The sequence below is a fragment of the Jiangella endophytica genome (assembly GCF_003427025.1).
GTDB classification, from domain to species: domain Bacteria; phylum Actinomycetota; class Actinomycetes; order Jiangellales; family Jiangellaceae; genus Jiangella; species Jiangella endophytica.
In genome coordinates, this window is sequence record NZ_QVAI01000009.1 from 233052 (window position 1) to 251638 (window position 18587).

The 18587-nt window shown below is 73.3% G+C and carries 18 protein-coding genes; 7 read left to right on the top strand and 11 right to left on the bottom strand.

What is annotated here, in order from left to right; all coding sequences use genetic code 11:
* The first annotated feature begins 41 nt into the window (after positions 1-41).
* The gene (locus DZA62_RS19280; RefSeq protein WP_198663960.1) at positions 42-1403 is read left to right on the top strand and encodes a class II 3-deoxy-7-phosphoheptulonate synthase; all 1362 of its coding nucleotides are present in this window, start codon (positions 42-44) and stop codon (positions 1401-1403) included.
* Here DZA62_RS19280 and DZA62_RS19285 read toward each other — a convergent pair.
* On the bottom strand, positions 1400-1999 hold the full coding sequence (locus DZA62_RS19285) for a glyoxalase (protein ID WP_116950534.1): 600 nt from the start codon (positions 1997-1999) through the stop codon (positions 1400-1402). The genes DZA62_RS19280 and DZA62_RS19285 overlap by 4 nt on opposite strands.
* Positions 2000-2031: 32 nt before the next feature.
* A complete protein-coding gene (locus DZA62_RS19290) occupies positions 2032-2373 on the bottom strand; it encodes a VOC family protein (RefSeq protein WP_116950535.1) in 342 nt (113 codons plus the stop codon).
* Between the two features lie 116 nt (positions 2374-2489).
* Between DZA62_RS19290 and DZA62_RS19295 the strand changes: the two genes are divergently transcribed.
* Positions 2490-5339, top strand: a complete 2850-nt coding sequence (locus DZA62_RS19295; RefSeq protein ID WP_116950536.1) for an ATP-binding protein — start codon at positions 2490-2492, stop codon at positions 5337-5339.
* Here DZA62_RS19295 and DZA62_RS19300 read toward each other — a convergent pair.
* The 6 genes from DZA62_RS19300 to DZA62_RS19325 all read right to left on the bottom strand — a co-directional run bounded on the left by DZA62_RS19300 (position 5296) and on the right by DZA62_RS19325 (position 10213).
* A complete protein-coding gene (locus tag DZA62_RS19300; RefSeq protein WP_116950537.1) occupies positions 5296-5820 on the bottom strand; it encodes an NAD(P)H-dependent oxidoreductase in 525 nt (174 codons plus the stop codon). The genes DZA62_RS19295 and DZA62_RS19300 overlap by 44 nt on opposite strands.
* Positions 5817-6818, bottom strand: coding sequence for a sulfate/molybdate ABC transporter ATP-binding protein (locus DZA62_RS19305; RefSeq protein WP_116950538.1), 1002 nt, complete (start codon positions 6816-6818; stop codon positions 5817-5819). The genes DZA62_RS19300 and DZA62_RS19305 overlap by 4 nt, the downstream gene beginning before the upstream one ends.
* Positions 6815-7642, bottom strand: coding sequence for a sulfate ABC transporter permease (locus DZA62_RS19310; RefSeq protein ID WP_116950539.1), 828 nt, complete (start codon positions 7640-7642; stop codon positions 6815-6817). Before DZA62_RS19310 ends, DZA62_RS19305 begins: the two co-directional genes overlap by 4 nt.
* Complete coding sequence (gene cysT, locus DZA62_RS19315) at positions 7635-8378, bottom strand: sulfate ABC transporter permease subunit CysT (protein ID WP_408619177.1); 744 nt, start codon at positions 8376-8378, stop codon at positions 7635-7637. Before cysT ends, DZA62_RS19310 begins: the two co-directional genes overlap by 8 nt.
* Positions 8379-8476: 98 nt before the next feature.
* Entirely contained in the window at positions 8477-9514 is a 1038-nt protein-coding gene (locus DZA62_RS19320; RefSeq protein ID WP_116950541.1) for a sulfate ABC transporter substrate-binding protein, read from the bottom strand.
* Between the two features lie 162 nt (positions 9515-9676).
* The gene (locus DZA62_RS19325) at positions 9677-10213 is read right to left on the bottom strand and encodes a winged helix-turn-helix domain-containing protein (RefSeq protein WP_157987771.1); all 537 of its coding nucleotides are present in this window, start codon (positions 10211-10213) and stop codon (positions 9677-9679) included.
* Positions 10214-10537: 324 nt separating this feature from the next.
* Between DZA62_RS19325 and DZA62_RS37635 the strand changes: the two genes are divergently transcribed.
* From DZA62_RS37635 to DZA62_RS19340, 5 genes are all read left to right on the top strand, one after another.
* Positions 10538-10612 carry a putative leader peptide gene (locus DZA62_RS37635; protein ID WP_408619179.1) on the top strand — a complete coding sequence of 25 codons (75 nt, stop codon included), beginning with the start codon at positions 10538-10540 and terminating at the stop codon, positions 10610-10612.
* A 98-nt stretch (positions 10613-10710) separates the two neighbouring features.
* The gene (locus DZA62_RS36425) at positions 10711-10854 is read left to right on the top strand and encodes a hypothetical protein (RefSeq protein ID WP_198663961.1); all 144 of its coding nucleotides are present in this window, start codon (positions 10711-10713) and stop codon (positions 10852-10854) included.
* A complete protein-coding gene (locus DZA62_RS19330) occupies positions 10851-11975 on the top strand; it encodes a YeiH family protein (RefSeq protein ID WP_116950543.1) in 1125 nt (374 codons plus the stop codon). The genes DZA62_RS36425 and DZA62_RS19330 overlap by 4 nt, the downstream gene beginning before the upstream one ends.
* Positions 11976-12028: 53 nt before the next feature.
* Entirely contained in the window at positions 12029-13063 is a 1035-nt protein-coding gene (locus tag DZA62_RS19335) for a threonine aldolase family protein (RefSeq protein ID WP_116950544.1), read from the top strand.
* A gap of 294 nt (positions 13064-13357) precedes the next feature.
* Positions 13358-14263 carry a sulfite exporter TauE/SafE family protein gene (locus DZA62_RS19340; RefSeq protein WP_116950545.1) on the top strand — a complete coding sequence of 302 codons (906 nt, stop codon included), beginning with the start codon at positions 13358-13360 and terminating at the stop codon, positions 14261-14263.
* Positions 14264-14273: 10 nt separating this feature from the next.
* Here the strand turns inward: DZA62_RS19340 and aroF are convergent, their stop codons facing one another.
* The 3 genes from aroF to pknB form a co-directional block, all read right to left on the bottom strand.
* Positions 14274-15329: a 3-deoxy-7-phosphoheptulonate synthase gene (aroF, locus tag DZA62_RS19345; protein ID WP_116950546.1), complete on the bottom strand. Its 1056-nt coding sequence runs from the start codon at positions 15327-15329 to the stop codon at positions 14274-14276.
* Positions 15330-15448: 119 nt separating this feature from the next.
* Positions 15449-16321 carry a deoxyribonuclease IV gene (locus DZA62_RS19350; protein ID WP_116950547.1) on the bottom strand — a complete coding sequence of 291 codons (873 nt, stop codon included), beginning with the start codon at positions 16319-16321 and terminating at the stop codon, positions 15449-15451.
* Between the two features lie 28 nt (positions 16322-16349).
* On the bottom strand, positions 16350-18461 hold the full coding sequence (gene pknB / locus DZA62_RS19355; protein WP_116950548.1) for a Stk1 family PASTA domain-containing Ser/Thr kinase: 2112 nt from the start codon (positions 18459-18461) through the stop codon (positions 16350-16352).
* Positions 18462-18587: the final 126 nt, after the last annotated feature.

Genomic DNA, 18587 nt, shown 5'->3' on the forward strand with positions numbered 1-18587 from the left:
ACCGGGGCGGGTTCGCGGGGGAGCGGCCTACCCTGTAAGGCGTGAACTCCCCGGAGGACCTTGCGCTGTACACGGAACTGACGGAGGCGGTCGGCGCGCTGCCGGCCGGTCAGCAGCCCGAATGGCCCGACCCCGCCGCCGTCCAGGACGCCGTCGCGCAGCTGCGCGCCATGCCGCCGCTGGTGTTCGCCGGCGAGTGCGACCTGCTGCGCGAGCGGCTGGCCGCCGTCTCCCGCGGCGAGGCGTTCGTCCTGCAGGGCGGCGACTGCGCCGAGACGTTCGCCGGCGTGAGCGCCGACAACGTCCGCAACAAGCTGAAGACGCTGCTGCAGATGGCCGTCGTGCTCACCTACGCCGCCAGCGTCCCGGTCGTGAAGATCGGGCGGCTCGCCGGGCAGTACGCCAAGCCACGGTCGAAGTCCACCGAGACCCGCGACGACGTCACTCTGCCGGCGTTCCGCGGCGACATCGTCAACGACTTCGAGTTCACGCCGTCGGCGCGGGTGCCGGACCCGCACCGCATGGTGCGCGCCTACCACGCGTCGTCGGCCACGCTGAACCTCACCCGCGCGTTCGTCGGCGGCGGGTTCGCCGACCTGCACCAGGTGCACGCCTGGAACACCGACTTCGTCCGCACCTCGCCGGCCGGCCAGCGCTACGAGCGGCTGGCAGGGCGGCTGGACCAGGCGCTGTCGTTCATGCGGGCCATCGAGATCGACACCGACCAGCTGCGCACGGTCGAGCTGTACTCCAGCCACGAGGCGCTGCTGCTCGACTACGAACTGGCGCTGACCCGGGTCGACTCCCGCACCGGCGCGCCGTACGACGTGTCCGGGCACTTCGTCTGGATCGGCGAGCGGACCCGGCAGCTCGACGGCGCGCACCTGGAGTTCGCGGCGCGCATCCGCAACCCCATCGGCGTCAAGGTCGGCCCCACGACGACGCCCGACGAACTGCTGGCGCTGGCGAACAAGCTCGACCCGGAGCGCGAGCCCGGCCGGCTCACGTTCGTCACGCGCATGGGCGCGGGGAAGATCCGCGACGCCCTGCCGGCGCTGATCCAGAAGGCGAGCGCCGACGGCCTCGTCGCGTCGTGGATCTGCGACCCGATGCACGGCAACACCTACGAGGCGCCCAGCGGCCACAAGACCCGCCGCTTCGACGACGTCGTCGACGAGGTCCGCGGCTTCTTCGAGGTGCACCGCGCGCTGGGGACCCACCCGGGCGGCATCCACGTCGAGCTCACCGGCGACGACGTCACCGAGTGCGTCGGCGGCGGCGACCCCATCGCCGAGGACGGCCTGGGCAGCCGCTACGAGACCGTCTGCGACCCGCGGCTGAACCGCACCCAGTCGCTGGAGCTGGCCTTCCTCGTCGCCGAGCTGCTCGAGTCGTCGAACTAGACGCTCTCCCAGACGAACCCGTCCGGGTCGGTGAAGGCGCCGTCCGCGCCGCCGATGACGACGCCGTGCGCTCCGGAACCGTCCGGGTCGACGCCGGCGACCTTGGCCAGGGCCTTGCGCCGGTTGAGGGTCAGCGTGACGGCGCCGGTGTCGAACTCGACGTACTTCCGGCCGAAGCTCTTCGCGACGGTGAGGCCGCGGCCGGCGTAGAACTGCCTGCTCGCGGCCACGTCGTCGACGCCCAGCTGGAGCACGAGGTCGTCGACCCGCCGGGTGGCCGGGGCGGTGTCCTTCTTCGACGAGGACGCGACCGTCAGGATGGTCCCGTCCGGAGCCGCGACGACGCCGCCGTAGCCCCACAGCGACTTCGAGGCGGGTTTCAGCACCGTGGCGCCCGCCTCGACCGCGGCGGCGACGAGCGCGTCGACGGTGCCGGGCTGGGACGCGACGAGCGACAGGGTGAACCCGCCGAAGCCGGTCGACGGCGCGTCGGCGGCCCGGGCCCGGACACGCTCGCCCAGGCCGAGGGAGGCGTAGAAGCCGGCCGCGGCCGCGGGGTCGGCGGTCTCGAGGGTGAGGTGCTCGATGGTGGTCATGAGGGAATCCTTCTGTTCGGTGCCGGTGGATGTCAGCGCTGGAGGAAGCCGAGGACGTTACCGCTGGGGTCCTCGACGACGGCGGCCAGCTGCCCGCCGCCGACGTCCTTGACCTCCTGGCGGGTGCGCCAGCCCGCCTCGATGGCCCGGCGCAGGGCCGCGGCGGCATCGCTCACGTGGCAGTAGCCGACCGGGCCGGTCATTCCGTGGCCGTGGCCGTTCGGGTCCAGCCCGATCTCCTGCTCCCCGACCCGGAACCCGACGTAGTAGGGCTCGTCGGCGTAGGGGAGCACGCCCAGGACGGCCCCGTAGAGCTCCCGGGCCCGGCCGAGGTCCCGGACCGGGACGATGATGGTCTTGATGCCGTGGCTCACGGCTGCCTCCTCGGTGGAGCGGACCTGACGGCGTCAGTCTCCCGCCGGACCGGCAGCGCCGACATCCGTGCCCAGCACGGGTCCGTCCACGGAGGCCGTACGGAATACTGGGCGGAGTGTCGAAGCGGGTAGCCACCACGTCCATCTCGGCTCGCGAGGCCGAGATCCTGGCGCTGGTCGGCGAGCACCGCAGCAACGCCGAGATCGCCGCGCAGCTGGTCATCTCGGTGCGCACGGTCGAGACCCACGTGTCGTCGCTGCTGCGCAAGCTCGACGCGCCCGATCGCCGGGCGCTCGCCGGGCTCGCGGCCGAGTCCGCCCGCCAAGAGCGGACCAGCCAGTCGCTGGCCGGGCTCCCGGCGCCCCTGAACCCGTTCATCGGCCGGGCCGGGGAACGCCGCGCGCTGGGCGAAGCGGTCCGCGCGCATCGTCAGGTCAGCGCCGTCGGCCCGGGCGGGGTCGGCAAGACCCGGCTGGCGCTGGCCGTCGCCGCCGACCTCGCCGGCGACTTCGCCGACGGCGTGTGGTTCGCCGACCTCGTGCCGGTCACCGACCCATCGATGGTCGGCACCGCCGTGGCGGCCGCCCTCGGCGTCGGCGAGCACCAGGGCCGCGGCATCGACGAGTCGGTGACGGCGGCCCTGGCCGACCGGCGTGCGCTGCTGGTGCTGGACAACTGCGAGCACCTGCCCGGCGGTGTCGCCCCGTTCGTCGAACGGCTGCTGGTGCGCTGTCCGTCGGTGCACGTGCTGACCACCAGCCGGGCCCGGCTCTCGGTGCCGTTCGAACGGGTCTATTCGGTGCCGCCGCTGTCGCTCGACGGCGCGTCCGACGCGGTCGCCCTGTTCGTCGACCGGGCCGAGGCGGTGGGCTGGACGGTCGAGTCCGCGCACCTGGACCAGGTCGCCGACGTGTGCCGCAAGCTCGACGGGGTGGCGCTGGCCATCGAGCTGGCCGCTGCCCGCCTGCCGGCCCTGGGGTTCGACGGCCTGGTCGCGGGGCTCTCCGACCACCTGCGGCTGCTGGTCGGCGGCTATCGGGCCGACGACCGCCACCGCTCGGTGCGGGCCGTGCTGGACTGGAGCCAGGCGTTGCTGCCCGAACCCGACCTGGCGCTGCTGCGGCGCGTCTCGGTGTTCGTCTCGCCGTTCACCGCTGCGGCCGCCGAGACGATCGCCGGGTTCGATCCGCTGGAGTCCGGCCAGGTCGTCGACGGGCTGGCCCGCCTCGCCGACCAGCACCTGCTGAGCGTCACGGCGTCGGCCGGAGGAACCCGGTACCGGGCGGCGGAGACCATCCGCCAGTACGGCGCCGAACGGCTCGCCGCGGCCGGCGAGGACGAGCCGACCCGGGCCCGGCAGCTGCGGTGGTGCTTGACCACGGCGACGGAGCTGGGCGACGATCCCGCGCCCGGCGCCGCCTGGCGGGTCGCGTTCGACGCGGTCGCCGACGACCTCCGCGCCGCGCTCGGCTGGGCGGCCGGCCGGCCCGCATACCGCGCCGAGGCCCACCGGCTGGCGCTGGCGCTGGCGGGGCCGGCGTTCACCCGCAACCTGGCCGGCGAGTCCCAGCAGCGCTACGAACAGGCGGCCGCCCTCGCCGACGACCCCGCGGCGGCGGGCTCCGCCCTGCGAGGCGCCGCCAACGTGGCCGCGTGCCGCATGCGCGGCGGCGACGCCTACCGCCTCTGGCAGGCGGCCGCGGAGCAGGCCCGGCAGGCCGGCGACGCCGCCGGCGCCGCCCGCGACCTCGCCACGGCCGTCACCACCCACGTCCGCAAGGCCGGGACCTTCGCCGAGCCGCCGCCGCGCGACGAGCCGGCCGCTTTGCTCGCCCGGGCGCGCGAGCTGGCCGGCGACGACCCGGCGGCCCAGGCGGCGGTGGCGCTCGCCGACTGCCTCGCCCTCGGCTACGCGTTCTTCGCCGGCCCGGGCGGTCCGGCCGGGTCCGCGACGTCGGCGGCGGAGCTGACCGCCCGCGCCGAGCAGGCCGTCGAACTGGCCCGCCGCCTCGACGACCCGCTGGCGGAGTGCGCCGCCCTCCAGGCACTGACCGCGGCGCACCGGCGGGCCGGCGACACCTTCGCCGCCGCTGCCACCGCGCGCCGCCGCGTCGACCTGCTCGACACCGTGCCACTCACCCCCGACAGCGCCGACGAGCTGATCGACGCCCTGCTCATCGCCACAGCGGCCGGCATCGGCGCAGGCGACCTGCAGGCCGCGCGCCAGTGGGGGCGGCGGCTGCGTGACCTGCCGCCGCTGGCCGAGGTCGGGCACCTCGCGACCTCGCAGCTGATCGTGGCCGACGCCCTCGCCGGCCACGCCGCCGAGGCCGTCGCCGCCAGCGGCCGCTTCCTCGACTCCTGGACCCGGGCGGGCCGCCCGGCGGCCCGCGGCTTCGGCCCGGTCGCCGCCGCCGTCGCGATGGTCCACGCCCTGCGCGGTGACGACGCCGCCCGGGCCGACTGGCTCGCGGTCCTCGACCAGCTGGGCGTCACCCACGACGACCGCGCGGGCTACAGCCCCACCCTCGACGCCGTTGCCCTGCTGCACCAGGGACAGGCCACCCGTGCGCTGGAGGGGCTCGACGCCGGAAGCGACGGGCCGGCGCCGTGGCGCACCGGGATTCTGTTGCACTGGCACGTCGCCCTCGCGGCCGAGTCCGCCGTGCTGGCCGGTCGTCCCGACGCGGCCGGACGGCTCGCGGCCGCCCGCCCCGTGGTCGACGGCAACCCCGTCGCCGGCGCCATCGTCGAGCGGGCGTTCGCGCTCCTCGACGACGACCGCGACCGCCTGCTCGCCACGGCCGCCGCGTTCGAGGCCGCCGGCTGCCCGTATCAGCAGGCCCGGACGCTGCTCCTGGCCGGCGGCGACGCCGCCTCGACCGGGGCCGGCACGCTCGCCGGCCTCGGCCTCGCCACCGTCAGGCCGCCTCGGCCGCGGCCAGCGCCCCGGCCGTCGCGGTGAGGACGGCGCCGTGGTCGGCGGCCCAGCGCTCGGCCAGCGGCAACAGGTCGGGCAGCTCGCGCTCCTCGACGACGAACGACGGCACCGGCAGGCTGGCGCCCAGCTCGGCGAGGACGGGGCGCAGCTGCAGGTCGGCGACGAAGCGGTGCGTGGGCGCCGCGGCCACCGTCACCGGCACCGCGACGGTCCCGCGCAGCGCGCCGCCGGGCAGCCGGTCGAGGAACGCCTTGAGCAGCCCCGTGTAGCTGGCCTTGTACGTCGGCGTGGCGACGACCAGCACCGACGCGTCCGCCGCCGCGGCCAGCGCCTCCTCGCCGTCCGGCGCCAGCGGTCCGAGCCACTGACCGCCGAATCCGGCGAGGTCGAGCACCCGCCCCTCGCCGGTGCCGGAGCGGGCGGCCACGGCCGTCGCCACGGCCGTCGCCACGCCCAGCGTGCGCGACCCCGCCCTCGGGTTGCCGACCACTGTCACGATGCTCATCTCGCGGGTACCTCCAGTCCGGACCGAACCGACGAACCTGACACGGGGACGACCGGCGCGCCGGGTACCACCCGCACGGACACCGTCGTCCCGGCGTCGACGCCCAGGCGGAGGAACTCCGTCCGGGTCATGGTGGCGAGCACGACCTGCTCGCCCGTGCTGACCTCGACCCGCACCTCGAAGCCGACCCGGACGACGCGCGCGACCCGGCCGGCGACGGCGTCGGGGTCGTCCGCGCCGGTCGTCAGCGTGACGTCGTGCGGGCGGACCAGCAGATCCCCCAGCTGCGTGACCGGGCCGAGGAAGCGCATGACGAAGTCGTTGGCGGGCTCGTCGTAGAGCTGGTCGGGGCTGCCGATCTGCTCGACCCGGCCCTCGTTGATCACGACGATCTCGTCCGCGACCTCCAGCGCCTCCTCCTGGTCGTGCGTGACGAAGACGGTGGTGACGTGCACCTCGTCGTGCAGGCGGCGCAGCCACTCGCGCAGCTCCTTGCGAACCTTGGCGTCCAGCGCACCGAACGGCTCGTCCAGCAACAGCACCTTCGGCTCGACGGCGAGCGCGCGCGCCAGCGCCATCCGCTGCCGCTGACCGCCGGAGAGCTGCGCCGGCAGCCGTTCGGCGAACTGCTCCAGGTGCACGAGCGCGAGCAGCTCGTCCACCCGGTGGCGGATCTCGTCCTTGGGCCGCTTGCGGATCTCCAGCCCGAACGCGATGTTCCGGCGCACGCTGAGGTGCTTGAACGCGGCGTAGTGCTGGAAGACGAAGCCGACGCCGCGCTTGCGGGCCGGCAGGTGGGTGGCGTCCAGGCCTTCGATGCCGACCGTGCCGGCGTCGGCGTACTCCAGCCCGGCGATGATCCGCAGCAGCGTCGACTTGCCGCCGCCCGACGGGCCGAGCAGCGCGGTGAGCTGCCCGGACGGGATGCTGACGGACACGTCCTCGAGCGCCACGAAGTCGCCGAAGCGCTTGGTCACGCCGGTGATCTCGATGCTCAACGGGGTTCTTCCTTCGGCCGGATGATGGAGACGACGACGATGCAGGCGACGGCGACCAGCGCGAGCAGGAACGCGGTCGCGTAGGCGCCGCCCTGGTCGAAGTTCAGGTACTTCTCCTCGACGACGAGCGTGGCGGTGCGGGTCTCGCCGAGGACGTTGCCGGAGACGACCTTGACGGCGCCGAACTCGCCGAGCGACCGGGCCAGGCTGAGCACGACGCCGTACGTGACGCCCCAGCGGATGGCCGGCAGCGTGATGCGCCGGAACGTCTGGGCGGCCGTCGCGCCGAGGCTCTGCGCCGCCTGCTCCTGCTCGGTGCCGATCTCCTCCAGGACGGGGACGACCTCGCGGATGACCAGCGGCAACGCCACGAACGTCGTCGCCAGGATGATCCCCGGCGTCGCGAAGATCACCTGCAGCCCGGCGTCCTCCAGCCCCGGCCCGAACCAGCCCGAGCGGCCGCCGTAGACCAGCACCAGCGCCAGCCCGACCACGATCGGCGACACCGACAGCGGCACGTCCAGGAGCGCGTTCAGCAGCCGCCGGCCCGGGAACCGGTAGCGCACGATGAGGATCGAGATGCCGACCCCGAACACCGTGTTGATGACGACGGCGACGACCGCGACGACGACGGTCAGCTGCAGCGCGTGCACGACGTCCGGGTCGTCGAGGATGCCGCGCAGGTTGTCGAAACCGTCGGCGAACGTGTTCTGCGCGACCAGCCAGAGTGGCCAGGCGACCAGCAGGAACAGGTAAGCCGTCACGATCGCGCGGGTGACGAACCGGCCCGGCCCGCGGGTCCGCAGCCGCTGCCGCTCAGCCACGGCGGCCCACCCGGCGCTGGATGACGTCGAGCGCGACGATCACCGCGAACGAGATGGCCAGCAGCACGGTCGCCACTGCCGCGGCGTTGTCGAGGTTGTCGTTCTCGATGCTGCTGAGGATGCGCACCGACGTCACCTCCGTCTGCATCGGCAGGTTGCCCGACAGCAGCACCAGCGAGCCGTACTCGCTGACGCCGCGGGCGAACGAGAGCGCCGCGCCGGCCGCGATCGCCGGGGCCAGCGCCGGCAGGATGATCCGGCGGAAGGTGGTGAACCGCGACGCGCCGAGCGACGCCGCCGCCTCCTCGACCTCGCGGTCCAGCTCGGCCAGCACCGGCTGCACCGTCCGGACGACGAACGGCAGCGTCACGAACAGGAACGCCAGGAACACCGCGGCCCGGCTGTTGGCGACGTCGAGGCCGAGCGGGCTGTCCGGCCCGTACAGCGACAGCAGCACCAGCCCGGCGACGATCGTCGGCAGCGCGAACGGCACGTCGATCAGCACCTCGAGCGCGCGCTGGCCGGCGAACCGGTCGCGGACCAGCACCCACGCGATCAGCGTCCCCATCACCACGTTGACGACCGTGACCAGCAACGCGGTCCCGACAGTGAGCTGGATCGCGGCCGCCGTCTGGTCGTTCGTGACCGCCCGCCAGAACCCGTCCCAGCCGCCGGCGACGGCCGTCGCGACGACCGCCGCCAGCGGGATCAGCACCAGCAGGCTGAACCAGAGCATCGCCACGCCCAGGCCCAGCCCGGAGACGCGGGTCAGCCGCCCGCCGGCCGTGGTGGCCGGCGGGCGCCGTCGCCGGACGGTGCCGGCCGCGGCTTCGCTCACTCCGCCTTCCCGGACTCGGCGATGATCCCGGTGATGATGCCGCTGTCCTCGTCGAAGAACCTGTCCGACAGCGCGCTCCAGCTCTCGAAGTCGTTCTCGACGGTCAGCAGGTGCTCCGGCGCCGGGAACGGGTCGTCCGGGTCGAGCGCGCCCTCGACGCCGCTGGTGTCGACGCCGTCGATGACCGGGCGGAAGCCCTTCAGCGCGAACTGCCGCTGGCCGTCCTCGCTGAGCACGTAGTCGAGCCACTCCTGGGCCTTCGGATCGGCGTCCTCCAGCACCGCGCCCGGGTTCTCGATGAGGATCGTGGTGTCCGGGAGCACCCAGTCCAGCTCCTCGCCGTTCTGGGTGGCCAGGATCGTCTCGTTCTCGTAGGCGAGCAGCACGTCGCCGGTGCCGCCGAGGAAGCTGGTGGTGGCGTCACGGCCGCTGTTGGGCAGCGAGACGACGTTGGCGAAGACCTGGCGGACGAACTCCTCGGCCTCGGCGTCGGTGCCGCCGTTCGCCGAGACGTGCCCCCACGCCGCCAGCGCGTTCCAGCGCGCCGCGCCGGACGACGCCGGGTTCGGCGTGACGATCTCGATGCCCGGCTTGACGATGTCGTCCCAGCCCTGGATGTTCTCCGGGTTGCCGGGCCGGACCGCGAGCACGACCACCGACGACGACACCACGCCCTTCGTCGGGCCGTCGTCCCAGGTGTCGGCCACGAGACCGGCGTCGACCAGCCGGGTGACGTCGCTGGTGACGGAGAAGTGGACGTAGTCGGCGTCGAGGCCGGACTCCACCGCTCGGCTCTGGTCGCCGGATGCGCCGTAGGAGCTGCGGAAGCGCACGCCGGCGCCCTCGTCGGTCTGGTTCCACTCCTCGGCGATCGCGACGTTGGCGGCCTCGGGGACCGCGAAGCCCACGATCGACAGCGTCGTCTCCTCGCCGCCGCCGGACGCGTCGTCGGCGTCGTCGCCCCCACAGGCCGCGAGCGCCAGGCCGCCGACGAGAACGAGCGCGGTCGCTGCTGCTCTGGAACGGGTGCTCATGGGTGCCTTGCCCCCCTCCGCCCGCAGGCGGGGTCGAGTGTCCGGATGATGGTGGAACGGCCAGTCATAGTAATCACGGTGGTTTAGTGGCCAATAGAGGCCGTCTCATATTTCGAGCAGTCAGTGCTCACATGCCGGGACGCTACTGATCAGCGGTGCTGATCAGTCCAGGCGGTAGCCGTGCCCGCGGAGCGTGTGGATCCGCCGCCCGTGCGGACCCAGCTTCACTCGCAGCCGCCGGATGTGGACGTCGACGGTGCGGCTGCCCGCCCGGGTGCCCAGCGGCCAGACGTGGTCGATCAGCTCGGGCCGGGTGACCGCGCGGCGGCGGTTCTCGATCAGGTAGGCGAGCAGCTCGAACTCGCGGTGCGTCAGCGTCACCGCCCTGCCGTCGACGACGGCGGTGCGGGCGGCGTGGTCGAGCTGGAAGCCCGACCCGGCCTGCGGCTCGCGCTCCGGTTCCGCGATGGCGGCCTTGACGGCGCGCAGCTGGGCGCCGGCGTGGCTGGGGGAGCGCAGCGCGATCGCGGCCGACGTCTCGGCGGTGGGCAGCAGTTCCTGGGCGAACTCGCGCAGCAGCTCGGCCAGCTCGACGACGGTGGTGCCGGACCGGCCGGCCAGCGCCTCGTCGACCTCGACGAAGACGACCAGGCCGAGCGGGGACGGTTCGGCCGTCCCGATGGGATGAAGAGGGGACACGGCGGTAAGAGACATGTGTGACTCCGGGGAGGGGTGGCCGGGGTGAGGCCGGGGCGGACGGGATCGCGGGATGGGCGACGGGGAGCGGGCGCGTTCGGCCGCGGGATGCCCGGGTCAGTGACAGAGCTGGCTGGCGACGCGCATCAGATCGACGGCGCGTCGCTGGGTGAGCAGCAGCCTGGGCACGTCATCCAATTTCCTAGGTAAACGATGGGAAATCAATCGGGCATCCGCATCGTGGAACTCGGTCGTGGGATGAGACGGCCATCCACATGTTGGGACGGTGCTTGCCGGGGCGGTGCCGCGGTGCGCAGGATCCCCGGCATGCCGATCTGCCCGCTGCTGACCCAGCGACGCGCCGTCGATCTGATGCGCGTCGCCAGCAGCCTCTGTCGTTGATCGCCGGTTCACCCCGCCTTCCTCCCTCTTCACCGGCCCGGGCGGCCGGCCGCTGCCGCCTGCCCGGAGCCGGTCCGCGACCACACGAAGGACTCCAGATGAGTGACGGCGACACCGCGACCCCGGGCGTCGAGCGCGCCCGCCGGATCGCGCTCAACGAGGACTGGGCGGCGACCATCGCCGGCCTGGCGCTGCTGATCCTGATCCTGGCCGGGGTCATCACCGCGGACGTGATCCCGTGACGGCGGCCGAGCCGGACGCCGCGGCCGCCCCCGCCGACATCCGGCCGCCGGTGTGGAGCCACGCCGGCATCGGCCTGGTCGTGGTGCTGCTGCTCGGCGTGCTGGCGTGGGCGCTGGCCGAGAACGTGCCCGGCTGGACGGAGGGCACCGCGCTGGAGGAGATCGGCGCGGCGGTCGAGTACCCGGTGTACGCGATCGCCGTGGGCCTGCTCGGCAACCTGCTGCTGAGCGTGCTCGGCGTCCGCGACCGGCTGTCCGGCGGCTTCCGGACCGAGTTCTTCATCAAGACCGGGCTGGTCCTGCTCGGCGCGTCGATCAACCTCTCGCTGATCGTCGACTCCGCGGGCCGGGCCGTCGCGCAGGCGTTGCTGCTGGTCAGCGCCGTGTTTCTGTTCACGTGGTGGCTGGCCGGGCGGCTCGGGCTGGACGACAAGCTGCGGGCGCTGCTGGCGTCGGCCGTGTCGATCTGCGGGGTGAGCGCAGCGATCACCGCCGCGGGTGCCGTCCAGGCGCGCAAGGAACAGCTGGCCTACACCGCCAGCCTGGTCATCCTGTTCGCGCTGCCGTCGATCTTCGTGCTGCCCGCCCTGGCCGACGCCTTCGGCCTGGACGCGGCGGTGGCCGGCGCCTGGATCGGCGGCAACATCGACACCACCGCCGCCGTGACCGCGGCCGGCGCGCTGGCCGGCGAGGAGGCGCTGCAGATCGCCAGCATCGTCAAGGTGACGCAGAACGCGCTGATGGGGATCGTGGCGGTGGCGCTGACGGCGTACTTCGCGTTCCGGGTGGAGCGGACGGCGGGCTCGCCGCGGCCGCAGGCGATCGAGCTGTGGCGGCGGTTCCCCAAGTTCGTGCTCGGTTTCGTCGCCGCGTCGGTCATCGCGACGATCTACCTGAACAACGCGTCGGCCTCGACCGGGCCGGAGACCATCGCCGTGGCGAACGACCTGCGGACGTGGTTCTTCGTCTTCGCCTTCGTGAGCATCGGGCTGGAGTTCCGGGTCGGCGCGCTGCGCCAGGCCGGCTGGCGTCCGGTCGGCGTCTTCGCGGCGGCGACGGTGTTCAACCTGGTCGTCGCGCTGGGCATTGCGTCGGTGCTGTTCGCCGGGTTCGAGTTCTGACGGCGGCCGCCCCTGTCCGGGCGTCTCGTGGCGCCCGGACTAGGGTCGGCCTCATGACCTCTGGCCCGATCGACCTGCGCAGCGACACCGTCACTCGGCCCACCGCCGCCATGCTGGCCGCGATGTCCGGCGCCGAGACCGGCGACGACGTCTACGACGAGGACCCCACGGTGCACGTGCTCGAGGAGCGGGTGGCCGGGTCGCTCGGGCACGAGGCCGGGCTGTTCACCGTCAGCGGGTCGCTGGCCAACGTGCTGGGCGTGCGGTCGCTGGTCGCGCCGGGGCAGGAACTGCTGTGCGAGGAGCGGGCGCACATCGTCCGTGCCGAGCTCGGGGCGCACGCCGTCTGGCACGGCGTCACCACGCGTACCTGGTCCGACCCCCGCGGCCACGTCGACCTCGACGCCGTCCGCCGCCTGATGACGCCCGACGCCGGCCCGTACCTGGTGTCGACGGCGGCGGTCGCGGTCGAGAACACGCACAACTTCGCCGGCGGCACGGTGCAGCCGCTGGCCGATCTGCAGGCCCTTCGGGCGCTGGTCGACCCCGTCGGGGTGCGCCTGCACCTCGACGGCGCCCGGCTCTGGAACGCGCACGTCGCGACCGGCGTCGCGCTGGCCGACTACGGCCGGCTGTTCGACACCGTCTCCGTCTGCCTGTCGAAGGGCCTGGGCGCGCCCGTCGGTTCGGTGCTCGTCGGCTCGGTGGCGGCGATCGCGGAGGCGCGGGTGTGGCGCAAGCGGCTCGGCGCTGGCTGGCGGCAGGCCGGGGTGCTGGCGGCGGCCGGCCTGTACGCCCTCGACCACCACGTCGAGCGCCTGGCCGACGACCACGCGCACGCCCGGCTGATCGCCGAGGCCGTCGCCGACGCCGACCCCTCCGCCGTCGACCTGACCGCCGTCGAGACCAACGTCGTCCTGCTCTCCGTGGGCGACCGCGCCGCCGACCTCGTGCGGCGAGCGGCGGCCGAGGGCGTGCTGACCGGCACGGTCGGCCCCGGCCTGGTGCGGCTCATCACGCATCTGGACGTCAGCCCGGAGGACGCCAAGCGAGCGGCCGGCGTCCTGGCCGGTCTGGTGCGCGGCTGACGCCGCGCCCGGCCGGCTCGTCGTTCGTCCGTTCCGTCCACAAACCCCGCCCCAAACCAAGTTGATCTTGGAGTTGTTCGGCGATCGTGGGATGGAATGTCCGATAGATCTCCGAAGAACTCCAAGATCAACTTGGCTGGGGTGGCGGAACTGGCCTCAGCGACGGTCGCCAGCGCCCCGGCGATCGCGGCCCGTCCGTAGAGCGAGACGTCCGCGTCCATCTGTTGACCACAATCCCGACCTAGGTGACTATTCCTATAGTTCTGACGGGTTAGGTGGTTGGGAGGCGGCCGGGTGCGTACCCTCGTCCTGCTGGGCCTGGTGGGTTTCGCCGCCCAGCTCGTCGACGGCAGTCTCGGCATGGCCTACGGCGTCACCTCCAGCACGCTGCTCCTCGCCGTGACGGCGAACCCGGCGGCAGCCTCGGCCACCGTCCACCTGGCCGAGATCGGCACGACGCTGGTGTCCGGGCTGTCGCACTGGCGGTTCGGCAACGTCGACTGGAAGGTCGTCGCGAAGATCGGGGTCCCGGGCGCCGTCGGCGCGTTCGCCGGGGCGACGTTCCTGTCCAGCCTGTCCACCGAGGCCGCCGCGCCGGTGATGTCCCTGATCCTGCTGTCGCTCGGCATCTACCTGCTGGTCCGGTTCACGCTGCGCGGGCTGCCTGTGCGCCGCGACCCGAAGCCGCTCGGCCGCCGGTTCCTCACGCCGCTCGGGCTGGTCGCCGGGTTCGTCGACTCGACCGGCGGCGGAGGCTGGGGTCCGGTCGGGACGCCGGCGATCCTGGCCAGCGGCCGCATGGAGCCGCGCAAGGTGATCGGCTCGATCGACACCAGCGAGTTCATCGTGGCCGTGGCCGCGAGCGTCGGCTTCCTCATCGGGCTGGGCACGGAGAACATCGACTTCGCGTGGGTGGGCGTGCTGCTGGCCGGCGGTGTGATCGCCGCGCCGATCGCCGCGTGGCTGGTGCGCATCGTCCCGCCGCGGGTGCTCGGCTCGGCGGTCGGCGGCATGATCGTGCTGACGAACGGCCGGACCATCCTGCGCAGCGACTGGGTCGACGCGCCCGGCGGGGTGCGCGCCGTGGCGTACGTGGTGGTCGCGCTCGTGTGGGCGGCCGCGCTGGCCTACTCGATCCGCGCGCACCTGCGGCAGCAGCGGGCGGCCGAGCTCGAACCGGAACTCGCGCGCGTCGGCTGACGCGCCGGGCTCAGAGCCCGACGGGGGAGGGGTCGCCGAGCCGGCGTCCCGCCGCCGGGATGAGCCGTCGCAGCGTCGACGCCAACTCGCGGACGTCGGCGCCGGCCAGCGCCTGCGGACCGTCGCACAACGCCGCCTCGGGGTCGGGGTGGACGTCGACGAGGATGCCGTCGGCGCCGACCGCGATGGCCGCCCGGGACAGCGGCAGGACGAGGTCGCGCCGCCCGGCCGAGTGGGATGGGTCGACGATGACCGGCAGGTGTGAGAGGCGCTGGACGATCGGCACGGCCGCGATGTCGAGCGTCGTCGCCGTGGCGGTCTCGAACGTGCGGATGCCGCGCTCGCACAGGACGATGTCGAGGTTGCCGCGCTGGGCGACGTACTCGGCGGCCATCAGCCACTCGTCGACCGTGGCCTGGATGCCGCGCTTGAGCAGCACCGGCTTGCCGGCCCGTCCGACGGCCTGCAGCAGCGCGGTGTTCTGCATGTTGCGGGCGCCCACCTGGAGCATGTCGGCGTACCCGCTGACGAGGTCGACGTCGCCCGGGTCGATGACCTCGGTGACGACCGGCAGGCCGGTGACCTCGCGGACCTCGGCCAGGATGTGCAGGCCGACCTTGCCCAGGCCCTGGAACTCGCGCGGCGCCGCCCGCGGCTTGAACGCGCCGCCGCGCAGCATGGTGGCGCCGGCCGCCTTGGCCATCTCGGCCGCCTCGAGCGTCTGCTCCAGCGACTCGACGGCGCACGGACCGGCGATGAGCGTGAAGGCGTCGGGGCCGATCATGACCGGGCGCGCACCGGTGCCCGTGCCGACGACGACGGTGCTGCGGGCCGGCTGGTGGTCGACGCTCACCAGCTTGTACGGCGTGGAGATGGCGATGACGTCGGCCACGCCGGGCAGGCTGCGCAGATTGAGAGCGCGGAAGTCGTCGACGTCGCCGACCAGGCCGATGATGGTGCGCTGCACCCCGCGGCTGACGAATGCCTCGCCGCCCGTGGTGCGCACTCGCACCACGACGGCGTCGATCTGTTCCGGCGTCGCATCGGGCGACATCACGACCACCATGACGCAACCTCCAGCCTCGTCCCCAGTCTCGAAAGTAGGGCACCGAAACGCTGGTTCGGCGGGGTTGTCCGGGGAGTAAGACAGTTGGTCACAATCAGGTCACTTGACCTCTGATGTTGCTATTTCCGGGAACTCGGCTGTAATTCCTTCAGCAACGAAAGATCTTCGGCATAAGCCGGTGGACCGCCCGGCGTCTCCAGCACGACGGGCAGTCCGGCGACCGATTTGTGGTGCAGCAGCTCGCCGAACGCGGCGGCGCCGATGTGCCCGTTGCCGATGCGCTGGTGGCGGTCGCGGAACGAGCCGCAGCCGTCCATCGAGTCGTTCGCGTGCACGGCCGCCAGCCGGTCGGCGCCGGCGACGTCGGCGAACCGGTCCAGCATCGCCGTCATGCCGCCCGGCGCCGCGAGGTCGTGGCCCGCGGCGTAGAGGTGGCAGGTGTCGAGGCAGACCCGGGCCCGCGGGTGGTGGTCCAGCGCATCGAGGTACGGCCCGAGGTCGTCGACCGTCGCGCACAGCGACTGGCCCTGGCCGGCGGTGGGCTCGAGCAGCAGCTCCGGCCCGCCGGGCGCGCCGTCCAGCTCGTCCAGCAGCGGCAGCAGCAGCTCGCGGACCTGCCGCAACGCGTCGTCGCGGCTGCCCGCCGTGACGCACGAGCCGGTGTGCACGACGACGCCCACGGCGCCGACGTCGCGGGCCCGGCGCAGGGAGTGGGCCAGCGACGCGGCCGAACGGCGCGCGGTCTCCGGGACCGGGCTGCCGAGGTTCACCAGGTAGGCGGCGTGCACGAGGACGGTGATGCCGCGCTCGTCCGCGGCGGTGCGGAAGGCGGCGTCGGTGTCCGGGTCGCCGGGCGTCATCGCCCAGCCGCGCGGGTTGCCGAGGAACACCTGCACCGACGACGCGCCCATGGCGGCGGCGCGTTCGGGCAGCGTGGCCAGCTTTCCGGCGACGGGGAGGTGGGTGCCCAGCAGGGCGAGCGCAGCGGTCACGAGCGTCCTCGGGTCGGCCGGAGCCGGGTCAGAAGTGGATGATCTTCACGACGGTGCCGGGCGGGCGCATCTCCCCGGCGCCGGGGTCCTGATTCTGGACCCGGTCGTTGCGGCCGTTGTTGCCGAACTCGGGGAACAGGTCCTCGACCTCGACCTCGAAGCCCGCCTCGCGGAGGATTTCCTCGGCCCTTTCCACTCTTTCGCCGCGCACATTCGGAACCTCGATCAATTCCGGTCCGGTCGAGACGACGATCGTGATCTCGTCGTTACGGAAACCGGTGCCCTCGGCTGGGTTCTGCGAGATGACGACGCCCGCTTCGACGTCCTCGGAGTTCTGCTCCTCGGTGTTGACCTGGAAACCGGCGTCGGTGAGCGCCGCCCGCGCCTCTTCGGCGGACCGGCCGGTGAAGTCCTGGATCTCCAGTGGCTGCGGGCCGCGGCTGACGGTGACGGCGATCTCGGTGTCGCGGCGGACCTGCTCGCCGGGCTCGACGCTCTGGGTCAGGACGCGGCCGGCCTCGACCTCGTCGTGGTAGACCTCCTCGTCGACGCGGACGGTCATGGCCAGCGGCTCGGCCAGCTCGTTCGCCTCGTCGACGGTGCGTCCGACCAGTTCCGGGACCTCGTAGCGCTCCGGCCCGAGCGACAGCACGTAGGTGATCTCGCTGCCGCCGAGAAGCCGCTCGCCGGGTGCGGGGTCGGTGCTCAGGACCTGGCCGGCCTCGACGGTCTCGGAGTACTCCTCGCCGCCGTTGACCGCGGTGAACCCGGACTCGTCGGCCCGCACCTCGGCCTGCTCGGAGCTGAGGCCGAGCAGCGACGGCGTCGACTCCCACCGGCCGGACCCGTACCACCACGCCGCGGTGGCGACGCCGATGGCCAGCAGCAGGACGAACAGGAACAGGTACAGGCCGCGGCGGCTGCGCGTCTGTTCGGTGCGGCGGTGGCTGGAGGCGCGGGCGCGGGCCTCGGCCTGCCGGGCGGCGCGCGAGCCGGGGGCCGGCGCGGCTTCGGTGTCGGTGTCGTCCTCGGCGAACCGGATCGACAGCGGCGCGTCGATGCGGCGCGTCGAGCTCGGCAGGCTGTCCTCGCGCTCCCGCCGGTCGTCGACGGGCGGCGTGTCGTCGCCGGTCTCGTCGTCGTCCGGCTCGGTCCGCTCGTCGGGCTCGACGCGGCCGACCTGCCCGGCCAGCACGGTGCCGGCCAGCGCCTCGTCGAGCGTGACGCCGGCGGAGTCGCGCGGCTCGGCGTGCACCTCGGTGAGCTCGGGGTCGTCCTCGGGCTCGGGCAGCGAGGTGCCGGCGATGGCCGTCCGGGTGGACCGGATCGCGGTGAGGAACACGCTGGCGTCGGCGTAGCGCAGCCGCGCCTCGCGCGCCGTCGCCGTCAGTACGAGCTTGTCGACGGCGCGCGGCAGCGGCACCGTCTCGGACGGCGGCGGGACGTCGTCGTCGATGTGGCTGCGCACCACCACGAAGTCGGTGGGCCCCTCGTGTGGGGTCTTCCCGGTGAGCAGCTCATAGAGCATGATGCCGGCGGAGTACACGTCCGAGCGTGGCGTGGCCCGCTCGCCGAGCGCCTGCTCGGGAGAGATGTAGCTGACGGTGCCCAGCAGGCCACGGGTGGTCTTCGACGAGCTGCTGTTGGCCCGGGCCAGCCCGAAGTCGGCGACCTTGACCCGTCCGTCGTTGCCGACCAGCACGTTCTCGGGCTTCACGTCGCGGTGGACGATGCCGGCGCGGTGCGCGGCGGCCAGCGCCGACAGCACCGACTCGGCGACCTCGAGCGCGAGGTCGGCGCCCAGCCGGCCCCGTTCGTGCAGGACGTCGCGCAGCGTGCGGCCGTGGATGTACTCCATGGCCAGATACACCGCGCCGTCGTCCTCGCCCTGGTCGAACACGTTGACGACGTTCGGGTCGGACAGCTGCGCGACGGCGCGGGCCTCGTTGATGAAACGGGCCACGAACTCGTCGTCGGCGGCCAGTTCCGCGTGCATGATCTTCAGTGCGACGGCGCGGTCCAGACGGGTGTCTGTGGCCTTGAAGACCGTGGCCATCCCGCCGCGCGCCAGGAGCGCCTCGATCCGGTAGCGTCCGTCGAGGAGACGGCCCACCGGTGCGTCGGAGACGGAGAGGTCCACGGGGGGAGTGTACGTTCACCGGAGGGCCTCGGCCGATCGACACGGTCCGCCGGTACGCCCCGCCCGTTACGTCGTCGCTCGTGGGCGTAGGTCCGAAATGTCGGCCTTGGGGTCATTGGCGGGGGC

Bases quoted from the DNA above. Each gene is read 5' to 3' on its own strand.
- DZA62_RS19285 (WP_116950534.1), bottom strand. From the start codon at position 1,999: ATGACCACCATCGAGCACCTCACCCTCGAGACCGCCGACCCCGCGGCC.
- DZA62_RS19300 (WP_116950537.1), bottom strand. From the start codon at position 5,820: ATGAGCATCGTGACAGTGGTCGGCAACCCGAGGGCGGGGTCGCGCACG.
- cysT (WP_408619177.1), bottom strand. From the start codon at position 8,378: ATGCTCTGGTTCAGCCTGCTGGTGCTGATCCCGCTGGCGGCGGTCGTC.
- DZA62_RS19320 (WP_116950541.1), bottom strand. From the start codon at position 9,514: ATGAGCACCCGTTCCAGAGCAGCAGCGACCGCGCTCGTTCTCGTCGGC.
- DZA62_RS36425 (WP_198663961.1), top strand. From the start codon at position 10,711: ATGAGTGACGGCGACACCGCGACCCCGGGCGTCGAGCGCGCCCGCCGG.
- DZA62_RS19335 (WP_116950544.1), top strand. From the start codon at position 12,029: ATGACCTCTGGCCCGATCGACCTGCGCAGCGACACCGTCACTCGGCCC.
- aroF (WP_116950546.1), bottom strand. From the start codon at position 15,329: ATGGTGGTCGTGATGTCGCCCGATGCGACGCCGGAACAGATCGACGCC.